This is a genomic window from Mycobacterium sp. ZZG (assembly GCF_054786995.1).
The window spans coordinates 76,429-95,687 of record NZ_JBTBFV010000002.1; the positions used below are offsets into that span (position 1 = coordinate 76,429).

The following is a 19,259-nucleotide window of genomic DNA, read 5'->3' on the forward strand; positions in this document are numbered from 1 at the left end:
TCGTGCTGGGTGGGCTGTGTCACGACTGTGCGACCTGCCTTTCGATGTCGTCGAGTGCGCGAACGAGGTTGACCAGTTCGGCGTCGGTGGCCGGCGCCGGCCCGTACAGAATATGGGCGACCGATGCCGAATCCAGCCCGCACCGGGCGGCGACGGCCAGGCTGAGGTCGTGCGGTGCCGCCGCCGCGGTGAGGCCGAGTCGGGGCAGCATGCGCTGGCGCGCCGCCGTGCGCAGCGACTCGGCGGCGACGTCGCGGGTGCGGCGGGACCGGTACAGCCGGCCGCGGCCCTCGACGGTCTCGGAGGCCCGCACCACCACCGGCAACTGCTCGGCGACCAGCGGTCCGACACGGCGCCCCTTCCACCAGGCCAGCAGCGCGACCGCCACGATCAGCTGAAGCACCAGCCAATCGACCTGTGGCGGAATGAGATCGGTGAGCGAGGCAGCGCCGTCGGAGTCGTCGCCCTCACTGCTTTGCGGCGCGTACCAGATCATCCGCGGGTGGGATCCGGTCAAGTTCATGGCCAGCGCCGCGTTGCCCTCTTCGGCCAGTCCGCCGTTCATCACGAACTGGTCGCTGCCGACCGCCGTGACGGTGCGGCCCTCCTTGCTGTAGCGGGCCAACACGCCGTCGTAGCAGCGGGTCACCGGCAGCGAGCCCTCGGCCTCGAACGTCTCGGCGATGCCGAATTGCACGGCGCCGGCGCGGGTGGCCTCGCGCAGGTCGCAATCCGGAGAGCGACCGCCGAACTCCGTGCTTTCGGCCTTGCCCAACTCGGGAGCCAGTGCCTCGCGGGTCTTGCCGAGAGGCGCGATGAGCAGCCGGTCGCCCGGCACCTCGGAGAGACGGCGCAGCTGTTCGTCGTCGAACAGGTGGTAGGTCTGCGCGGCGACCACCAGGGTGTCGGCGCGTGCCTCGCGTTCGACGTCGGCGACCGAGGCGGCCTCCACGACGGTGATGCCGCGCTCACGCAGCAGGGTGATCAGCGCGTGCACACCGTCGGCGGAGGTGGACGCCGGGTCGAGGTGCCCACCGGGGCGCGGCGCGGTCAGCCAGGTCGTCAGCGCGGCGACGCCGACGATCGCGGCCAGCCCCAGCAGCACCCAGCGCAGCACCGACCACCGCTGGGTGAAGGTGGACCCGACTGCGGTGCTCATCGCACCTCGGCCCACGGCTGGTGGGTCAATTCGCTCTGGGCGGCAACCGCACTCGGCATCCGGCTGCCCAGCCGGTCGTCGAGCGCCGCGATGGTCCGGTATTGCGGCTCGCTGCTGGGTCGCTCACCGTAGGTGACGTCGTTGAAAATCTCTGCGGCGGTGAAGAGTTCACCGGCCAACGCGGGCAGCGCGCGGCCGGCGGCGCCGGCGAGTTCGGTGGCGGTGCGGCCCGGCACCGGATCCAGGACGCCGTCCTCCTCCAGCCGGCGGGCCAGCGCGCGGACCCGATGCCTGATGGCGGGCCCCCAATCACCCTCGGCCGCATACCGTTCGGCGGTGGCGCGGTGCTCGGCAGCGCTGAGCACCCGATCCCCGAACAGCGGCGGCGCGGCGCTGCGGTCGCTGCGCATGGCCCGGCGAGCGATGCGAACCGCGACCACCACCGCGACGATGAGCAGCGCCGCCAGCACGGTCACGGTGTACCAGCCGCCGGGGAACTGCGACGCCGACGCGGTCAACCGGTACAACAACTCCTCGATCCAGTCGAGCAGCATGTCCGTCGCCGAGGGTTTGGGATAGATGTTCTTGGCGAGCTCGTTCTGTGCCGCCTCACGCGCCGCGTCGCGGTCGATGTCTATGGTCGACACGTCAGCGTGGGCCGCCGGTCAGCCAGAGATGGTCGGTGGAGTCGGCCGCGGCCTGCGGCCCCGCCGCGGCGCCGGTCTGCAGCACCAGGTCGAACGCCTCGGCGCGGATTCTGCGGTCGGTGTACTGCAGCACCGTCACACCGGCGCTGAACGGCCCGGTGATGATCTGCCCGACGGCGCCGCCGACCGAGAACAGCACCATCGCGATCATCGCCGCGGTGGTGGTGGCGGACGCGGTCAACACCACCTGTCCGCCGATGCTGAACGGGATCGACACCGCTGCGGCGATGAACTGAGCCACGATCGCGGCGAGCAGCCAGATGCCGAACACGCGCCAGAAGTCACCCTTGATCAACGCGAAGGACCGTTTGACGGCGGTCAGTATGTCGCGGCGTTCCAGCACGATGGCCGCCGGCGCGAACGTGAGCATCACCGACGCCCAGACCGCGGCGAGAACGGCTGCCAGCACCAGCGGAGCGGCGATCAGGAACGCGGCCGGTCCGTCCACCACGGCCACCGCCAGCACGACCACCAGCAACACCACACCGAACCACACGATCAGCGCGAGGGTCTTGAGCACGGTGAACCCGATCAGCGTCCACAGCCTGGGCCGCAGTCGACGCCACGCCTCGCCGATCGTGATACCGGAGCCGAACACCGAACGGCCGATCACCACCGTGAGCAGCCCGCTGAGCAGCGTCGTCGACAGGGCAGTGGTGATCGCGGCGGCCAGGCTGGAGGCCATCCAGCTGACCAGCACCTCGGTGGAGGCCTCGTCACCGTCGAGGGACTCAGCGAACTGCCCGGTCAGCGCGAACGGCCACAGCGACAGCAGCAGCGCGATCACCTGGGAGGCGACCACCACGATCGTCGTCAGACCCAACGTGGCTTTGGGGTTGGCCCGGATATAGGCCACCGCGCCGTTGAAGATGTCCGACAGCGTCAACGGGCGCAGCGGTACCACGCCGGGTTTGAGAACCGGCGGCCCGTACGGCGGGGGATACCCGGGGGCGCCGTAGTGCGGGCCGGGGTAACCCGGTGCGTAGCCGGACGGGTAGCCAGGGGATTGCCAGTGGGGTGGCGGCGGATACCCCTGGTATCCAGGTGGGGGATAACCGGGGCCTGCCGCGCCGGGGGCCGGTGGTCCGGGGGGACCGTATCCGCCGGCGTTGTAGGTCATGCCCACCATCCTGTCGATCACCGGCGAAATTGACAATGTGGGCTGTCCGGGCGCGCCGTCAGGCAGGTACGCGCCGCCAGAGGTCGTCGAACGCGATCGCGTCGAAGAACGCGGTGCCCTTCTCGATCTCGCCGTCGGTGAGGGTCAGTATCCAGGCATAGGTGTTCCGGTAGGGGACGCCGTCGCGTGCTGTCCCTTCGGCGTCGAAGAACACTATGACTGTGCCGCCGTCGGCGTAGATGTCGCGGACGTCCGGGATAAGGGGTTGGGCCATGCGCACGTTGAACGGCCGTATCACATTGGCCAGGAAGTCCTCTCTACCGTGGTAGACCCGCGACGCCGCGGAGTTGCCGACGATTTCCCAAGTCGCGTTCTCGGCGAGCATGTCGTAGGGGCTGCCGGTGCCGGCAGCCCATGCTTCGAAACCCGCGCGTACCGTGGCCAGATTGTGGGCCTCGGTCCGATCATGGGGTTGTGCCATCGCGGCTCCCGGGTGTGCCATGAACAATGTCGTCGTCAACAGCGCGGCAGCCGTCAATCGGGTCAGCATCCTCGGCCCCGTCAGTCGTAGACGATGACCGCGCGCCCGAGAACGTCACCGCGGGCGATCGCCTCCAAGGTCTCGTTGACGTCGTCGAAGCGGACCCTGGTGACCGAGTGCTTGATCTGTCCTTCCTGCGCCAACGCCAGCACCTCGGTGAGGTCGTTGTAGTTACCCCAGAACGACCCGAAATACGTGTATTCCCTTGCTACCAAGGGAAACAAAGGAATGTCGATGCGGTTACCGATGAGTCCGACGGACGCGACGGCGCCCCCGGACGCGAGCAATGCGAACGCGAGACGGATCGATTCCTCGGCGCCGGCGCATTCGATGATCGCATCCAGTTCTGCTCGCCCAGTGGCAGATTCGAGTTCGGTGCGGACGGCATCGGTGTCCTTGTCCCGGACGTTGATGACGTGGTCGGCGCCGTTGTCGTGCGCGATTTTGAGCTTCTCGTCGCTGCGTGCGAACGCGACCACCTGCGCCCCGCCGCCCAACAACTTCGCGTACTGGGTGGCATAGCTGCCCAGCCCGCCGACACCGGACACCGCCACCGTGCGTCCCGGCCCGAGATGCCCGGCGCGACAAAGTTTCTTCAAGCCCCGGTAGGGCGTCAATCCCGCATCGGTCAACGGCGCCAGGTTGTCCGGCGACAGTTCGCCCCGGCTCGGGATCCGGATCAGATACCGGTAGTTGACCGGAAGGTACTCCTGATACCCCCCGTGGCGGCCGAACCCCGCCCAGACGCCGTGCGCGCACAGTTGCTCGTTGCCTTCGTGGCACTGCCGGCAGGCGCCGTCACCCCAGCTGCCGAACACCACCACCTGATCCCCTTCGGCCAGGCCGGCTGCTCTCGGCACCCCCGAACCGACACCATCGACCCAGCCCGCCACCTCATGCCCCGGGGTGATGGGGAAGTCCATCGCCAGACCGTTGTCGAAGTAGCCGTCGACCAGCTGGAAGTCGGTGCGGCACATACCCGCGCCGCCCACCCGGACGAGTACCTCCTCGGGGCCGGGGGCGGGCACCTCGACTTCTTCGAGACGCAGCGGTTGCTTGTAGCCGTACATTCGCGCGGCCCGCATCTTCATGGACACTCCTTGCGTCGGTGGGCACAAGGAATCGTCACCGGGACGCGGGGCCGTTCGCATCGGCCAGTGGCCAGTCCGGATCAGCGGTTCTCACGTTCGGCGAGGACGCTGTCGAGCTGGCTACGGGAGCGGATCCCGAGCTTGGTGAAGACCTTCCCCAGGTGTACTGCACCGTCCGCGCACTGATGAACAGTCGCGCACCGATTTCGGGGTTGGACAGACCTTCGCGCGCCAGGCGGGCGATCTGAGTTTCCTGCGGGGTGAGGGCGGCAACGGCCGGGGCAGCAGTGCGTCGCCGCGCGGTTTCTCCGGTCGCGAGCAGCTCCCGACCGTCGCGCTGGGCGAACGCGTGCATTCCGATGGCGTCGAAGTTCTCGCGGGCGGCCCGCAACTGGCCGCGGGCGTCCAGCCGCCGCCTCTGCCTGCGCAGCCATTCACCGTAGAGCAGCCGAGCCCTGGCGGCGTCGGGACGCAATCCGGCCGCGTCCAGGCGGTCGATGGCCTCGCAGTACAGCTTTTCGGCAGTTGGGCCGCCGCTGACCAGTGCGCGGCAGCGGGCTTCGATACCGAGGCTCCAGTCGGTGGCGCTCGGAGTGGTCATCTCCGTCAGCCGGTCGAGGGCGGCGCCCGCGGTCGCGAGGTCGTCGAGGCGTGCACACGACTCCACCAGCTCGGCGAGAGCCCACCATGACGCTCCGCCGTCGCCGCGGTAGGAAGACGCGTAGGCAGCTGCGTCGCGCGCGGCCCGATAGTCGCATCCGCCGACCGCCATGACGGCCTGCGCCCAGGCGATGACGGTGAGTCCGTGTCCTTCGCCGCGGCCCTCGGCGTCCCGGCGCGTTACCGTGCACAGCGATCGCAGCTCATCCCGTCGCCCTCGCCATGCCGCCAGCACGATGGCGCAGTAGGGGCTGAGATTGTTGCCCATGGCTTCGATGGCGACGCACATTTCCTGGGTCACCTGATCGGCGGACTCGAAGTCGCCGGTATACAGCAGCGGGAGGAATCGGCTACTCAAGGCCAGCGGGAGGTGGCTGACGGCTCCGGTTTCGCGGGCCAGCCCGAGGTAGCGGAGCGATAGCGATTCAAGACGATCGATATCCCACACGCGAGACGCCGCCAGACACGCCACGAGCATCCACCGGAGCTCCTGATCGACGGTCATCCCGCGGCCGTAGCATGAGAGCGCCTTCTTCACGGCGCGCAGGCCCTTCTGGAATCCGCTGCTGTACTGGGTGGCCAGTCCGTCGAGCAACAGGTCGGCCGGTGTGGACAAGCGCTGCGCCCGCAGAGCAGCGCAGGCGGCCTCGGACACCTCCAGCATGTCGCCCTCGGTGGCGAGCCGTCCCGCGAAGAGCGCCGCGGACATGGCATCGAGATATGTCTCGCGGGCGCGACAGGCGTCGATGGCTTCCCACCGACGCGCGGCTGCCAGCAGCAGTGGCGCGGCGTCACTGCCGTGGCTCCTGATGTAGGCGAGTTCAGCGCGAACGAGATCTGCCTCGGCGCGCTGCCTTTCGGTCAGCGGGCCGGCGTCGGCGAGCCGGAGCAGGTCCGTGGCCTCGTCCAACACGCCCGCCTGGGCTTTCGCGGCAGCGGCGGCGACAGCGCGGCCCCCGCGGTGGGCCGGATCAGCTGTCAACGCATAGGCGCGCTCGAGGAACGCCGCCGCGGCGGAGATCCCGCCTCGCGTACGGACGCCCCTCGCGCAGCGTTCCAGTTCGTTGGCCACCTCCTCGTCGGGGCCGACGGCCGCATGGCCGAGGTGCCAGGCGTGACGGTAGGGGTCCAGCGCAGGATCGATCACCGCCGCCAGCGCGCTGTGGATCTTCTGGCGATCGGACAGCGGTACAGACCGGTACGCCGTGGATCGAAACAGTGGGTGCCGGAAAGTGATTCGACTACCGAACTCGGCCAGTCGAGCTTCCGACGCAGACACCGCCGCCTCGGAGTGGATGCCGAGCACCTCGGCGGCGCGCCACAGCACCAATGCGTCGCCGGCCGGTTCCGCCGCCGCCAGTGCCAGGAGTCTGCGCGTGGGCAGGGGCAGGTCGTGCAGGCGCTTCCGCAGCGCGCCCTCCAGACTGTGCGTCAACGGCATCGTGGGCTCACCGAAGCCGCCTGCCAGCGCGGTTCGGGCCAGAGCCCGAGGGATTTCGAGCAAGGCCAGCGGGTTGCCGCGGGCTTCGGCGACGATCCGGTCGCGGACCCGGACGTCGAGCGGGCCGTCCAGGCTGCGAGCCAGCAGAGTCCGTGAGTGCTGTTTCGGGCAACCGGCTGATCGGCAGTTCGGCGAGCCCTCGCAGTTCCGGGCCGGTCGTGCGTGCTGCGAACACCACCCCCACCGGCTCCGCGGCGAGGCGGCGGGCGACGAAGGCGGCGGCCAGGGACGAGGCGCGGTCGAGCCACTGCTGGTCGTCGATAACTAACAACACGGGTCCGTGCTGGGCCGATTCGGACACGACGTTCAGCATGGCCAGACCCACGAGAAACGGATCGCATGTGGCGCCCGGTTGCTGTCCGAACGCCGTTGCCAACGCGGTCTGTTGGGGCGCCGGGAGACGGTCGACGTGTTCCGAAAGCGGCAGACAGAGTTGGTGCAGCGCGGCGTAGGCGAAATCCATCTCCGCCTCGATTCCGGCGACGCGGGTGATCTGCCAGTCCGGTACGCGCGAAGTCACGACGTCGAGCAGCGCGGTCTTGCCGATCCCCGCCTCACCGCTGAGCACCAGCACCCTGCTGTGTCCGTCTCGTACCGCGGACAGCAGAGCATCGAGGGCGCTCAGCTCCGCGCGGCGGCCGATGAGCTCCACCTTGGCCTCCCGGCTCGGGTAACTGGGTGGTTGATGCTGGTCAAGACGGTATAGGCCCGTTCAGGCGAGGGCCAGAGTCGGTGATCGTTTTGCATACGCACGTCGGGGTACTCCGGGGCGCATGACTCGTTTCGGCTACACCCTGATGACCGAGCAGAGTGGACCCAAAGACCTTGTGAGCTATGCGGTGTCGGCAGAGCAGGTCGGTTTCGACTTCGAGGTGTCCAGCGACCACTACTTTCCCTGGCTGTCCTCCCAGGGCCACGCGCCATACGCCTGGTCGGTGCTGGGCGCCGTCGCCCACGCCACCGAACGCGTCGAGCTGATGACGTACGTGACCTGCCCGACCCTGCGCTACCACCCCGCGATCGTCGCGCAGAAAGCCGCGACCCTGCAGTTGCTCGCCGACGGCCGGTTCACACTGGGCCTGGGTAGCGGGGAGAACCTCAACGAGCACGTCGTAGGCAAGGGCTGGCCCACGGTGGCGCGCCGCCAGGACATGCTCTCCGAAGCCATCCAGATCATCCGTGAGCTGTTCACCGGCGACATGGTCGACTGGAAGGGGGAGTACTTCGAGGTCGACTCGGCGCGACTCTGGGACGTGCCCGAGGTGCCGGTGCCGATCGCGACGGCGGTTTCCGGAGACCGGTCGGTGCGGCAGTTCGCGCCGCTGGCCGACCACCTCGTCGCGGTCCAGCCCGACAAGCATCTCGTCGACTCGTGGCATGAGGCACGACGGGCTACCGGGCTGCCCGGCGACGTGCGGGTGATCGGCCAGATCCCGATCTGCTGGGACCCCGACCGCGACGCGGCGATCGACCGCGCCCATGACCAGTTCCGCTGGTTCGCCGGCGGGTGGGCGGTGAACTCCGATCTGCCGACGACCGCCGGCTTCGAAGGCGCCACACAGTTCGTGCGCAAGGAAGACGTCGCCGGGTCCATTCCCTGCGGGCCGGACCTCGACGCCATCGTCGAATCGGTGCGTGAATACTGGGAAGCGGGCTTCACCGACATCGCGCTGATCCAGATCGGCGGCGACAGTCAGGAAGCGTTCTTGAAGGAGGCAGCGGCGCCGCTGCTGGACAAGCTCCGTTCCGCATCCCACTGAGAGGCTCTCGATGACCCGCGGTAAAGGGATCTACGACGACGAAGACGACTCGGCGGCGTCGAAATCCGTCGACTCCGAGAAGGACCCGGACCGGGACACCCCGGACGTGGACAAGGACACCGAGGAGCCGACGGCTTAGCGCACCGCGGCCCGGATTCATTCAGCGCACCGCGGCCCGGTTTCATTCAGCGCACCGCGCTGGTGTCCCCGCGGCGCTTGGTCTCCAATCGGTGCCACGACCACCAGAACAGCAGCGCGGCGGCGATCGACCCGGCCGCCGCAAGCCATTGGGCGCTGAGGAAGAGCCGCCACTCGGCGGCGGTGTCAATGTCCTGATGCAGTGCGGCCAGCAGCGCCACCGCGCCCAGCGCCGCGCTCACCGCGCCGACCACGGTGACGATCGCGACGAACACCGTCCTCAGCGTGTACCGCGCCGCCCCCGGGGTGACGACGGCGCGGATCCGTCCGGTGCTGGCCAGGAAATGCGAAGCCGCGCAGGCCACCGCGAGCGTCACCGCGTCGGCGGCCAGCGTGTCCGAAAGCCGGTGCCACTGCGCGATCACCGTGTAGGCGCCGATGCCCACGGCCCAGGTCAGCGCGAAGAACATGGCCACCCCGCGGAACCGGTACGGCATCACGATCAGGGTGGCGAACAACACCGACATCGCCGCGGTGGTGTGGCCGCTGGGCAGCGTGTTGGACAGGTAGTCCTCGTTGCCGGTCAGGTTGGGCCGTTGCAGCACAAAGAACTTCAGGACCTGTGTGACGGCCTGGCTGCCCAGGATCACCGCCATCGCGGCGACGGCGAGGTTGACCTGACGCCGCAGCAGCCCGATGGCGCCGACCAGCAGTGTCGCCGACGCCAGCGACGTCACCGTGATGGTGTCGAGCAGTCTGCTGGCCGCCAGGAACGCCCGCAGATCGACCTGGTCGGCGCCGTACAGTGCGGCGTTCTCGACCTCCTGGCCGGTGGTGGTGCGCACCGCCAGCCAATAGACGGCTGCGAGGAACAGCAAGGCGCACAGCAGGATCACGGTCCACCGACGGTGCGCACGCGTGAGTCGGCGACGCGTTTCGTCCTGGGCGAGAAGATCGGTCTGCACGGGGCCACGATCCTCTCATGCCGGTCAGCCGCGTGCTCGACTGCGCCGCAGCCGCGCCTCCTCGTGCTGGGTGATGTTCGAGTTCTCCAGCACGATCGTCAGCATCACCGCGAAGAACCGGGCCGGGCTGAGCTCGTCGGGCACCAGGTCGGTGCGCAGGGTCACCTCGGGCAGCACGGCGATCTGCGCGGCCACGTCGATCGGCGCCGGCTCCGCGGCGTCGTCGTCGAGCTCGAAGAGGTACGGCTCGATCACGGCGTCGTCGGCGCCGGGCGGCTCGTCGACCGGCCCGGCCCCTTCCCACTCGGGCACCACGAGAGCACACGCGTCGTAGGCGTCGGCCTCCCTGCCGAGTTTGATCAGCAGATCGACGATCCAGTCGAACTGCCTGCGCTCCTCGGTGTGGGCGGTCGACCGCAGCGAGTACATGAACCCCAGCGCCGCCAGCGGATGACGCAGCGCCAGGTTCTTGGCGTCGCCGTAGGACTCCTCGACGCGGTTGGCGGCATTCTTGCCGAACGACGAATCCATCCGCTTGGTCGAGATCAGCAGCTCCGGCCCCGTCTGCCAGGACGACATGATCACGTCGACCTGTTTGAAGTAGTTCTTGCCGGCGATGTTGGCCGAGGCCGCACCGCCGGTGGCGGCGCCGGTGCGCAGCCGCGCCAGCAACTCGTCGCGGCCCGCCGCCTTCGGGATCGACTTCAGAAAGCTCAGCACGTCCCGGTCCACCACCCGCGGGGCCTCGGCCCGCGGCCACACTGCGTCCGGGTCCAGGCCGGCGCGGCGCAGCTCGTAGGCCACCCACACATCGAGGGCCAGCGCGGGCACCCCGGATCGGCTCTCGGCGCCCAGCATGATCGGCACCGCGAGCAACTTGCGCAGCGTGCCGTAGTCGGGGGCGAAGGTGCCGTCGGCCTTCCACGGGTTGACGGTCTTGAACTCGGAATTCTCGACCAGGGCGTCGAACAACGGCCACGCCAGCGATTTGGCACTGGGTTTACTTGCCACCGTTGCCTTTTCCGCGGGCGACCCGACGCGCGGTGAGGGCCGCGTGGTCACGGCGGACTGCGCGCAGGCCGCGCTCGGACAGTGTCGAGGAACCGAGCAGCAGCACGTCGTCGACCAGGGCCACCGCGTCGAGCAACCGTCCGTCGCGCAGGCAGGCGGCCACCGCCGGACGGATACGGCGAAGGTCGTCGGCGTTGCGGCGCACCAGCTCCGGTGACGGCACCGGCAGCACGTCGGCCTCCCGCGGTTCGATCTTCAGCATCCCCCCACCGTAAGCGCGGCCCACCGTCTCGGCGCCGAGCAGGGTCACCGAGTTCAGCGACGCCAGCGGCAGCAGGCTCGTGCCCAGCCGGCGCAGCTCGTCGCGCAGATACACCCCGTGCACCGAGTTGAGGTGGTGCGCGCGGGCCCGGTTGCCGCACAGGCGCGGGGTGTCGGCGTTCATGTAGGTCAGGAACAGGTCCGCCGGGCGCAGGTAGGGCACCCGCCACCACGGCGTGCGCACCCGGCACTTGTAGGCCCGGTGCACGTCGAGGTCCTCGCCGGAGGCGATGTAGTGCCGGGCCGCGGGGGAGGGTTGTCCGGCGGGTCGGAACAGGTAGGTCGAGCGACCTTCCGCGCCGAGGGTGCGCAGCGCGCCCGGGGTGAGCGCCAAACCGCGCAGGTGGCGCGATCCCGGCGGGGATAGCGCAAGCAGGTCTGATGGGGTCAAGCCGAGCGCGTCGGCCTTGGCCGGTGACAGCGTGAAGAACCGGTTGCTGCCGGTCACCATGCCCAGGGTGGTGTCACCCCAGGTCTCCAGGAATGTGAAGGCGTCGCTGCGCACCGCCGTGTCGAACGCCGAAAGGCCCGCCGCCGACATCAGCCCGGCCGACCACTTGGCGCCGTTGCCTGGCGGACTCCACCGCCGGGGCACCGGCACCCGGGCCAGACCGTCGGCGTCGCGGACCTGGAACAGCTGCATGTGGTCGGCGCCCGTGCCGCCGTCGGGGTGGTAGCCGTCGGCCAGCAGTAGCACGACCTCTTCGAGCACGCCGGGGAACACGCGTTCGTCGAACAGCACCAGGCCGACCGAGGTGAAGTGGTCCATCAGGTACTGACGCACGCCCGCGGCGTAGTTCACGCTCAGCAGCTCGGCGGGCAGCACGAGCGCCAGCCGGCCGCCGGGTCGCAGGTGCAGCGCCGAGTGCACCGTGAAGGCCGCCCAGGATGACGCAAGGTTGGACAGTGTGACGCCCGCGCGCAGCGCGGCCTGACGTGCTCGGGCCCGGGGCTCCCCGGCGAAGTCCTGGTAGCGGACATACGGCGGGTTGCCGACCACCACGTCGTAGTGGCCGAACTGGTTGTGGGAGAAGAAGTCCTGCGTGTGAATGACTGCGTCGATGCCGTGCGCGCGCAGCCCGCGCTGCGATTCGGCGGCCGAATCGGCGTGAATCTCGACGCCCACCAGCGGGCCGGTGTGGCCACCGCGCCGCCCGATCTCGTGCAGGAAAACGGCCTCGCCGCAGGAGGGTTCGAGTACAGCGTGCGCGGGATCGCGGACCGCCCACTCCACCAGGAAACGCGCCACCGGTACAGGGGTGAAGAACGCCCCACGCGCCTTGCGCAGCGAGGCGTGGTCTCCTCTGTCACCGATGAGCATGCCGATATCGTGCCGCAGGGCACCGACAGAACCCCGCTGACCCGCCGACCTCGGCGGACGGGCTCAGGGATGGGTCGGTGCCGACCACGAGAGGACTTTCGGCCGTACCCGGCGGCCCGCCGCCGGAAATACCATGCCCACATCGGCACGGCAGGAGGACAGCGATGGCACGCAGCATCGGCGATCGGTATGAGTGCACGGAGTGCGGGGCGGCCCTCGTCTACGAGAAACCGTGCCCGTGTCCACCCGAGATGGAACACCGGGAGGTCTGCTGTGGGCAGCCGATGACCCAGGTCGCCGGCGCGTCCTGAGCCGGCCAGCTGGACCGCCCAGCATCTCGCCCCGCTCCCGGCCCTTATCACGTGCCCGACTCGCCGGAATGCGGTGCACGAGGCACGATCCGATGCGCAACGGAGAGCATGGCAGCCCACTGGTGTGGGCGGGCGCCATCACCTCCACCGACGGCACCCCGCCGGAGGGTAAGGTCGAGCTGTGGCACGCCGATGCCGACGGCTTCTACTCGCAGTTCGCGCCCAACCTGCCCGAGTGGAACCTGCGCGGCAGTTTCAGCACCGGTCCCGACGGCGCGTTCGAGACCAGCACGATCCTCCCCCGCCGTACCAGGTCCCCACCCACGGCTCCTGCGGCAAGCTGATCGCCGCGGCGGGCTGGCACGCCTGGCGTCCGGCCCACATGCACGTCAAGGTGTCCGCACCCGGCCACGAGCTGCTGACCGCCCAGCTGTACTTCCTCGGTGACCCGCTCAATAAGGACGACATCGCCGGCGCGGTGAAGCCCGAGCTGATCCGCCGATGATGTTCCACGTCCGCATGGACGACGCGATCCCGCCGGACATGGACCCGCAGCAGCGGGCCGATTTGGTGCACCACGAAAAGCTGTACTCGCAGCAGTTGCAGCGGGACGGCAAGTGGCCGCACATCTGGCGGATCGTCGGCGAGTACGCCAACTACTCGATCTTCGACGTCGACTCCAATGACGAACTGCACCACATTCTTTCGGGCCTGCCGCTGTTTCCGTACATGAAGATCCACGTCACGCCGCTGGCCGTGCACCCGTCGGACGTCAACGCGGAGTACGGTTTTCTGTCCCGGGTCCCATTCGTCCCGGTGGCCTCACGTATCCGCTTTTCTCAGTGAAAGTGCGAGAAGACCTCTGCAAAGAGTGGGTTCGTGTGACTCGTGATGACGCGCGGGCAGCAGAATGGAGCCATGGCGGGCGGTCTCTCGGAGAAGGTGTGGTCGGAACTGGTGGGCACGGTCGCGGTGGTCGATCTGGAGTCGGCCTGCGAACTGTACGGCCGTGACCTGCTGCCGTACCCGTTGGGACGGACCCGGCCGGTGGGGTCGGTGTGGCTGGCCTGCCGCGAGGTGGGACCGGCGGAGGAGCGGCTGAGCGACGGGGATCTGCGCGGTATCCGGCCCTGGGTGGAAACCCTTGTGCGGGCGGAGGTGTGCGTCGAATGCCGGGTTCATCACGTCGACGAGGACACCCCCGACCTCCGGCTGCACGGGTTGCGGGCCGGCGGGGACGGGTTCGTCGCGATGCAGCGTCGAGATCGCGACGGAGTGGACGTCGTCGACATCTACGCGGTGTCCCCGGAGAGCCTGGCTGTGGTGGTCACCGGCGCGGCCGGGCTGGTCGGTCCCGGGACCCATCCACGGATCGCGGTGGCCGGCATGGAGGATCGGTTGCCGGAGCCGCCGGAAACGTTGGACCGGTACGACGACCTCGGCCTCACGATGACCCCCGCCGCCGAAGAACCCGAGGTGTGCGTCGTCGAAGGTCGTGATGTCGTGGCGACCGGGACCGTGCAGGTGCGGCATGACGTGGCGCGGCAGTGGGGCGTCGATCCCGACAGTCCGCTCCTGCAGTGGGTGCAGGTCCGTGACGACGGCGACTACCTGTACGAACCGGACGACACCGGCTGCGCCGAACCGCTGGACGCCGAGTTGCTCAATGCCTGCGTGGATCAGCTGATCATTCGGGGATGAACCTTTCGTCGTGCAGACGTTGCAGGGCGCGGCGGTCGACAAGCTCGTCTCGGTATTCGGGGTGCTGCCAGTAGAAGCGGACCCACTCGCGGAGCGCGTCACTGTTGTTTGTCATGGTGTCGGTCACCAGCATTGCGCTGCGGCGGGGCAGCTTCACAACGATCATCTCGCGCCCGATGCTTCGGCCACGGGGCTGACGGTCCAGGATCTGTTCGATCTCGTCCCATTCTCCGCGCTTGAAGACGTTCCAGTGGCCGTTCCAGATCTCAAAGCCGCCGGGGTGGAGGCGCAGGTGGCTGTCGCCGTGCTGGAACATCCGGTAGAGGACCGCGACCCCGAACGTCAGGACGAAGATGCACAGCGAGAAAATCCCCACTCGGAGAGTGCCTCTCGGAACGTAATCGACCATGCCCTGAGGGGCGAACACCAGGTACAAGCCCGCCGCGAGGACACCGCACGTGAATCCGACGATGCTCACCGGGTCGAGCCACTTCGCCGGCCGGATCACCGTGCCGGCGGAACCATATTCCGTCCGTGGTCGGGCCGCTCCCGACAGCGCGTACCCCGCCTGGAAAGTCGCAGTGGAGCACATGATGCCGGCACCGAGCATGATGACCGCGGTGAGGTAACTGCCGCGTAGAAGCCAAGTGACAGACCATCCCACGAGGAAGACGGACAAGACCGCCACGCATACGATGCCCACGATCAGCCGGCCGGGGGATCTCATCGCGGACAGAACGTGTTGCCGATCCAGTTGCCCAACGCCTGACCGGCACCGGACGCGCCGAACACTGCGACAGCGGTGATCGGTGGGCTGAACGTAGCAGTGGCGATGCCCCCGAGGGTGCCCGCAGCCACCGAGGTGGCGCCTTCGGCCGCTGCGACGCACTTCTCGAAACCTGTGTCCGCCACTGCGATATCCCACAACGCAGTGCCGATACCCAGTGCCGGTCCGCCGTACTTCGCCCCGAACCGCACCTTCTCCGCAGCGTCATCGGTGAGCATCGGGATACCTCGTCCGGCTTGGTTTTCCAGTCCACTCAGAGCAGCGCCGGCGGCGGTCAGAATCGGATGGTTGTAGAGGTCGAGCGGCACATCGGCCTGGCGGCCGTCCGGCGTCGTGATGGTGCCGACCTTCTGGCCGTTGGGGCGCTCCAGGAAAAGGATGACCGTGCCGTCGGCGAGTTGTGTCGTGGTCGATTTCGAGCCGGCCAGGCTGTGGTGCGCCCAGTCCTCGAAGACGACCGAGGTCGTCTCCGAGATCGTGTTGCCGTCCTTGTCGAAATGCACTTCGGTGGTCAGCGGCCCACGGTCGGAGAACTGCGGTTCGGCATCGGCAGTCCTGACGTGTTTACTACCGTCCTGCATGAACATCGTCGTGACGGTGGCGATCTCTTCTCCGGCCTCAGAGTGGAACTGCTTGTCCACCTTGGTATCCCGGATCGTCTGCGCCATGTCCGCGTCCCGGATGGTGGCCTGCTGAAGGAGACCCAGGGCGGTCGACGGATCGGGCACGTCGTCACCGGGCCGCTCTGTTCCCGGGAGCAGCAGGCCGCCGAGATCGGCCTGGTTGGGCGCCTCGAATCCGTACGGCTGTGCGGCGTCGGTGACGGCGGCGGCGGTCTCGTCATCGGCGGCTCCGACCGCCAGCAGCAGCCGGTTGACCGCGGCCTGCTCGGACTGGGCCCGCCGTTCCAGCGCCGCGGTCTGTTCGGCGGAAAGCTGAGCGCCGGTGATCAGCACCACCCACTGGTCACTGACGTGCAGCTCGCCGCTCATATCGAGGTGATCGGCTTTGTCCAACAGCGAGGTTCGGGCCGCGCCGATGGTGCCGGCGCCGTGTGTCAGGGCTTGACCGACGGCGGTGGTGTACGCCGAGAACGCACTCGTCTGCTTCGCCGCCCGCTCGAACATCGACGCGGCTGCCGTGTGCGCGTCGCCCGACCAGGCCCTGGTGTCCGGCATCGTGGCGATGTTGGTGCCGACCGCCGTCACCGCGTCTTCGATCGCCGTGCCGGTGTCGGTGATGGACCGGCCGGCGAACGTCAGCGTGTCAGGGTTCCAGCGTTCCAGCCGGGAACGTGAGGGCAACACGGATCAGAAGATCCCGACGAAGCGTTCCGCCAGACCCTGGTCCGTCACCTCATAGGTGTTGCCTGCTCCGCGCACCGCCGTACCCATCTCGGCGACGTTGGCCGCGATTTGGCCGGCGAGCTGGTCGACGTGGGCGCCGACGAGTCCGGCCGCCCACTGCGTGGTCGATCTGTCCAGGCCGTCGGCGGCCGAGGAGACTTTGCCCCCGACGTCGGCTTCATGAATCCGGCCCGATGCGATGTCCGCCTGCCCGGCGAAGGCACGCAGCACGTCCGGGTCAACTTCCACAGCAGTCTCCCTCCGACCGATCGACACGCAGGGTCAGCTAGGAGATTAGTTGCGGCTCAGAGGGGGTCAGGTCACCAATTTCCGGGCCCGGGGACGGCCTGGTGCGACAGCAAGAAGGCCCTGAACTGGATAACCAGTCAGGGCCTCTCACCTGCGAACACACGAGTCGGGGTGGCGGGATTCGAACCCACGACCTCTTCGTCCCGAACGAAGCACGCTACCAAGCTGCGCCACACCCCGAGTGAAGCCACGACAGCGTATCGCACCGGGCGCCGAAGACGCCAAACGCCCATCCGTGACGCGACACACCCCGGGGAAGGAACGGAGCTGTCGGTGGCGTTATGCACACTGACAGACACAGACCGACGAAACGAGGCGAGCCATGACCGGGTTGGGCGCATCGATCTACCTGGGCTTCTTCTTGCTGGCCGCGCTGTGGCTGTTCCTGACTTCCGACGGCCCGCTAACGCGGCGCGCCGACGATCAGGGCCAGCGCCCGGACCGCTCGAACTCGGCCAGCACCCCGGACGATTCGGCCGGGTCGATGCCGTGGCTGGTCAGCCACTCGTCGCAGAAGTAGGTGTCGGAGTAGCGGTCGCCGCTGTCGGCGAGCAACGTCACCACCGACCCGCTGCAGCCCTCGGCCACCATTTCGGCGAGCAGGCAGAACGCCCCCCAGATGTTGGTCCCCGTGGAGGGGCCCACCCGCCGCCCGAGCACCCGGCCCACGTGGTGCGCCGCCGCCACGGACGCGCAGTCGGGCACCGAGATCATCCGGTCCACCACTCCCGGCACGAACGACGGCTCGACCCGCGGACGCCCGATCCCCTCGATGCGTGACGACGCGCCGGTGACCACATCCTCCCCACTCATGTACGACGGGTAGAACGCGGAGTTCTCCGGGTCCACCACGCACAGCCGGGTGGGGTGGCGCCGGTAGCGGATGTAGCGCCCGATGGTGGCGCTGGTGCCGCCGGTGCCGGCGCCGACGACGATCCAGTCGGGCACCGGGTGGGTCTCCTGACCCATCTGCGAGAAGATCGACTCGGCGATGTTGTTGTTGCCCCGCCAGTCCGTCGCGCGCTCGGCGTTGGTGAACTGGTCGAGATAATGCCCGCCGGTCTCGTCGGCCAGCCGGTGCGCCTCCTCGTACACCTGCGCCGCCTCCTCGACGAAATGGCAACGCCCGCCCTGGGATTCGATCAGCGCGATCTTCGAGGCACTCGTCGAGGCCGTCATCACCGCGATGAACGGCAACCCCAGCATCGCCGCGAAGTACGCCTCCGACACCGCCGTGGAGCCTGACGACGCCTCGATGACCGTCGTATCCTCACCGATCCAGCCGTTGCACAGCGCGTACAGGAACAGCGACCGCGCCAGCCGGTGCTTGAGGCTTCCGGTGATGTGGGTGGTCTCGTCCTTCAGATACAGCGAGACGCCCGCCGACCAACTCGACGGCAACGGGTAGCGCAGCAGGTGCGTGTCAGCGCTGCGGTGCGCGTCGGCCTCGATCAGCCGGACCGCGTTGTCCACCCATGCCCGCGATTGCCGCTGACACGGGCCCGGCGGGCTCACCGCGCCGATACGGAGGGGCTCGACTGTCCGGCCTTCGATCCCGCGTCGGAACCCCCGGTCGGAGCCGCCACCAGCGTCAGCAATGTCGCCTCGGGGCGGCAGCAGAACCGCAGCGGCGCGAACGGCGAGGTGCCGATGCCGGCCGACACGTGCAGCTGGGTGCGGGCGCCCCAGCGCGACGGGCCCTTGGCCCGCGACCGGTCGAGGTCGCAGTTGGTGACGATCGCACCGTAGAACGGCAGGCACAGCTGACCGCCGTGGGTGTGGCCGGCCATCACCAGTTGGTAGCCGTCGGCGGCGAAGCGGTCCAGCACCCGCGGCTCGGGGGAGTGCGTCAACCCCAGCGTCAGGTTCGCCGACGGGCTGGCCGGCCCGGCGATGGTGTCGTAGCGGTCCCGGGTCAGGTGCGGGTCGTCCACGCCGGCCGCGGCGACGTGCAGGCCGGCCACCTCGAACTCGCGCCGGGTATGGGTCATGTCCAGCCAGCCGCGCTCGGTGAACGCCGCCCGCAGGTCCTGCCAGGGCAGCGGCTCACCGTGGATCCGGTGGGTGGGCTTGGTCAGATAGTTGGCGGGGTTCTTCAGCTTCGGCGCGAAATAGTCGTTGCTGCCGAACACGAAAACACCGGGTACCGACAGCAGGTCGCCGAGGCCCTGCACCACGGCCGGCACCGCTTTCGGGTGCGCCAGGTTGTCGCCGGTGTTCACGACGAGATCGGGTTCCCAGCCCGCGAGCTCGCGCAGCCACGCCTGCTTGCGCCGCTGAGTGGGCCGCATGTGGATGTCGCTGATATGCAGCACCTTCAGCGGGGACGACCCGGGGGTCAGCACCGGCATCGTCGCCTCGCGGACCACGAAGGCGTTGCGCTCGATCAGCGACGCGTACCCGATGCCGGCGACGAGCGTGCCGACCGACGCGGCGGCGGTGGTCTTCAGGATCGATCCCGGTGAAGCGACGTGCATTCGCCCAGCCTATCGCTACTTCCCGTGCCTCAC

General features: G+C 68.8%; 19 protein-coding genes, 1 tRNA gene and 1 pseudogene. 5 read left to right on the forward strand and 16 right to left on the reverse strand.

Annotated features, from left to right (window positions below; all coding sequences use genetic code 11):
* Positions 1-19 precede the first annotated feature (19 nt).
* Genes ACXMYJ_RS01850 through ACXMYJ_RS01880 form a run of 7 tightly spaced genes read right to left on the reverse strand, consistent with a single transcriptional unit; the run spans position 20 to position 7,431 of the window.
* The gene (locus ACXMYJ_RS01850) at positions 20-1,159 is read right to left on the reverse strand and encodes a DUF4350 domain-containing protein (protein ID WP_260755661.1); all 1,140 of its coding nucleotides are present in this window, start codon (positions 1,157-1,159) and stop codon (positions 20-22) included.
* Positions 1,156-1,806, reverse strand: a complete 651-nt coding sequence (locus tag ACXMYJ_RS01855; protein ID WP_260755660.1) for a DUF4129 domain-containing protein — start codon at positions 1,804-1,806, stop codon at positions 1,156-1,158. The genes ACXMYJ_RS01850 and ACXMYJ_RS01855 overlap by 4 nt, the downstream gene beginning before the upstream one ends.
* 1 nt (position 1,807) lies before the next feature.
* Positions 1,808-2,986 carry a hypothetical protein gene (locus ACXMYJ_RS01860; protein ID WP_260755659.1) on the reverse strand — a complete coding sequence of 393 codons (1,179 nt, stop codon included), beginning with the start codon at positions 2,984-2,986 and terminating at the stop codon, positions 1,808-1,810.
* A 58-nt stretch (positions 2,987-3,044) separates the two neighbouring features.
* Positions 3,045-3,536: a nuclear transport factor 2 family protein gene (locus tag ACXMYJ_RS01865; protein WP_460353607.1), complete on the reverse strand. Its 492-nt coding sequence runs from the start codon at positions 3,534-3,536 to the stop codon at positions 3,045-3,047.
* An 11-nt stretch (positions 3,537-3,547) separates the two neighbouring features.
* On the reverse strand, positions 3,548-4,618 hold the full coding sequence (locus tag ACXMYJ_RS01870; protein WP_460353610.1) for an NAD(P)-dependent alcohol dehydrogenase: 1,071 nt from the start codon (positions 4,616-4,618) through the stop codon (positions 3,548-3,550).
* 34 nt (positions 4,619-4,652) lie between these two features.
* Positions 4,653-6,719, reverse strand: coding sequence for a helix-turn-helix transcriptional regulator (locus tag ACXMYJ_RS01875; RefSeq protein WP_460353613.1), 2,067 nt, complete (start codon positions 6,717-6,719; stop codon positions 4,653-4,655).
* A 7-nt stretch (positions 6,720-6,726) separates the two neighbouring features.
* Entirely contained in the window at positions 6,727-7,431 is a 705-nt protein-coding gene (locus ACXMYJ_RS01880) for an ATP-binding protein (protein ID WP_460353616.1), read from the reverse strand.
* Between the two features lie 121 nt (positions 7,432-7,552).
* Between ACXMYJ_RS01880 and ACXMYJ_RS01885 the strand changes: the two genes are divergently transcribed.
* Together ACXMYJ_RS01885 and ACXMYJ_RS01890 are read left to right on the forward strand one after the other, a co-directional pair.
* Entirely contained in the window at positions 7,553-8,539 is a 987-nt protein-coding gene (locus ACXMYJ_RS01885) for an LLM class F420-dependent oxidoreductase (RefSeq protein WP_443187228.1), read from the forward strand.
* Between the two features lie 10 nt (positions 8,540-8,549).
* Entirely contained in the window at positions 8,550-8,678 is a 129-nt protein-coding gene (locus ACXMYJ_RS01890) for a hypothetical protein (RefSeq protein WP_260755657.1), read from the forward strand.
* 46 nt (positions 8,679-8,724) lie between these two features.
* Here the strand turns inward: ACXMYJ_RS01890 and ACXMYJ_RS01895 are convergent, their stop codons facing one another.
* Genes ACXMYJ_RS01895 through ACXMYJ_RS01905 form a run of 3 tightly spaced genes read right to left on the reverse strand, consistent with a single transcriptional unit; the run spans position 8,725 to position 12,295 of the window.
* Entirely contained in the window at positions 8,725-9,642 is a 918-nt protein-coding gene (locus ACXMYJ_RS01895; RefSeq protein WP_460353620.1) for a phosphatase PAP2 family protein, read from the reverse strand.
* A gap of 24 nt (positions 9,643-9,666) precedes the next feature.
* Positions 9,667-10,653 (reverse strand): hypothetical protein, encoded by a 987-nt coding sequence (locus ACXMYJ_RS01900; protein WP_260755655.1) that lies wholly within the window; start codon positions 10,651-10,653, stop codon positions 9,667-9,669.
* Positions 10,643-12,295, reverse strand: a complete 1,653-nt coding sequence (locus ACXMYJ_RS01905; RefSeq protein ID WP_443187227.1) for an HsdM family class I SAM-dependent methyltransferase — start codon at positions 12,293-12,295, stop codon at positions 10,643-10,645. Before ACXMYJ_RS01905 ends, ACXMYJ_RS01900 begins: the two co-directional genes overlap by 11 nt.
* A 350-nt stretch (positions 12,296-12,645) precedes the next feature.
* On the opposite strand from ACXMYJ_RS01905, the pseudogene ACXMYJ_RS01910 reads away from it, so the two are divergent.
* The 3 genes and pseudogenes from ACXMYJ_RS01910 to ACXMYJ_RS01920 form a co-directional block, all read left to right on the forward strand.
* A pseudogene (locus ACXMYJ_RS01910) lies at positions 12,646-13,102 on the forward strand (dioxygenase family protein); the annotation flags it as partial.
* Between the two features lie 5 nt (positions 13,103-13,107).
* Complete coding sequence (catC, locus tag ACXMYJ_RS01915) at positions 13,108-13,452, forward strand: muconolactone Delta-isomerase (RefSeq protein WP_260755653.1); 345 nt, start codon at positions 13,108-13,110, stop codon at positions 13,450-13,452.
* Between the two features lie 72 nt (positions 13,453-13,524).
* On the forward strand, positions 13,525-14,307 hold the full coding sequence (locus ACXMYJ_RS01920) for an ESX secretion-associated protein EspG (protein ID WP_260755652.1): 783 nt from the start codon (positions 13,525-13,527) through the stop codon (positions 14,305-14,307).
* Here the strand turns inward: ACXMYJ_RS01920 and ACXMYJ_RS01925 are convergent.
* The 6 genes from ACXMYJ_RS01925 to ACXMYJ_RS01950 form a co-directional block, all read right to left on the reverse strand.
* Entirely contained in the window at positions 14,294-14,995 is a 702-nt protein-coding gene (locus ACXMYJ_RS01925; RefSeq protein ID WP_460353624.1) for a hypothetical protein, read from the reverse strand. The genes ACXMYJ_RS01920 and ACXMYJ_RS01925 overlap by 14 nt on opposite strands.
* Positions 14,996-15,030: 35 nt before the next feature.
* The gene (locus ACXMYJ_RS01930) at positions 15,031-16,401 is read right to left on the reverse strand and encodes a hypothetical protein (RefSeq protein ID WP_443187225.1); all 1,371 of its coding nucleotides are present in this window, start codon (positions 16,399-16,401) and stop codon (positions 15,031-15,033) included.
* Between the two features lie 3 nt (positions 16,402-16,404).
* Positions 16,405-16,689, reverse strand: a complete 285-nt coding sequence (locus tag ACXMYJ_RS01935; protein ID WP_260755648.1) for a type VII secretion target — start codon at positions 16,687-16,689, stop codon at positions 16,405-16,407.
* A 166-nt stretch (positions 16,690-16,855) separates the two neighbouring features.
* Positions 16,856-16,929 (reverse strand) — tRNA-Pro (locus ACXMYJ_RS01940).
* Between the two features lie 243 nt (positions 16,930-17,172).
* A complete protein-coding gene (gene cds1, locus ACXMYJ_RS01945; RefSeq protein ID WP_460353628.1) occupies positions 17,173-18,264 on the reverse strand; it encodes an L-cysteine desulfhydrase Cds1 in 1,092 nt (363 codons plus the stop codon).
* A complete protein-coding gene (locus ACXMYJ_RS01950; RefSeq protein WP_260755643.1) occupies positions 18,261-19,226 on the reverse strand; it encodes a metallophosphoesterase in 966 nt (321 codons plus the stop codon). The genes cds1 and ACXMYJ_RS01950 overlap by 4 nt, the downstream gene beginning before the upstream one ends.
* Between the last annotated feature and the right edge of the window lie 33 nt (positions 19,227-19,259).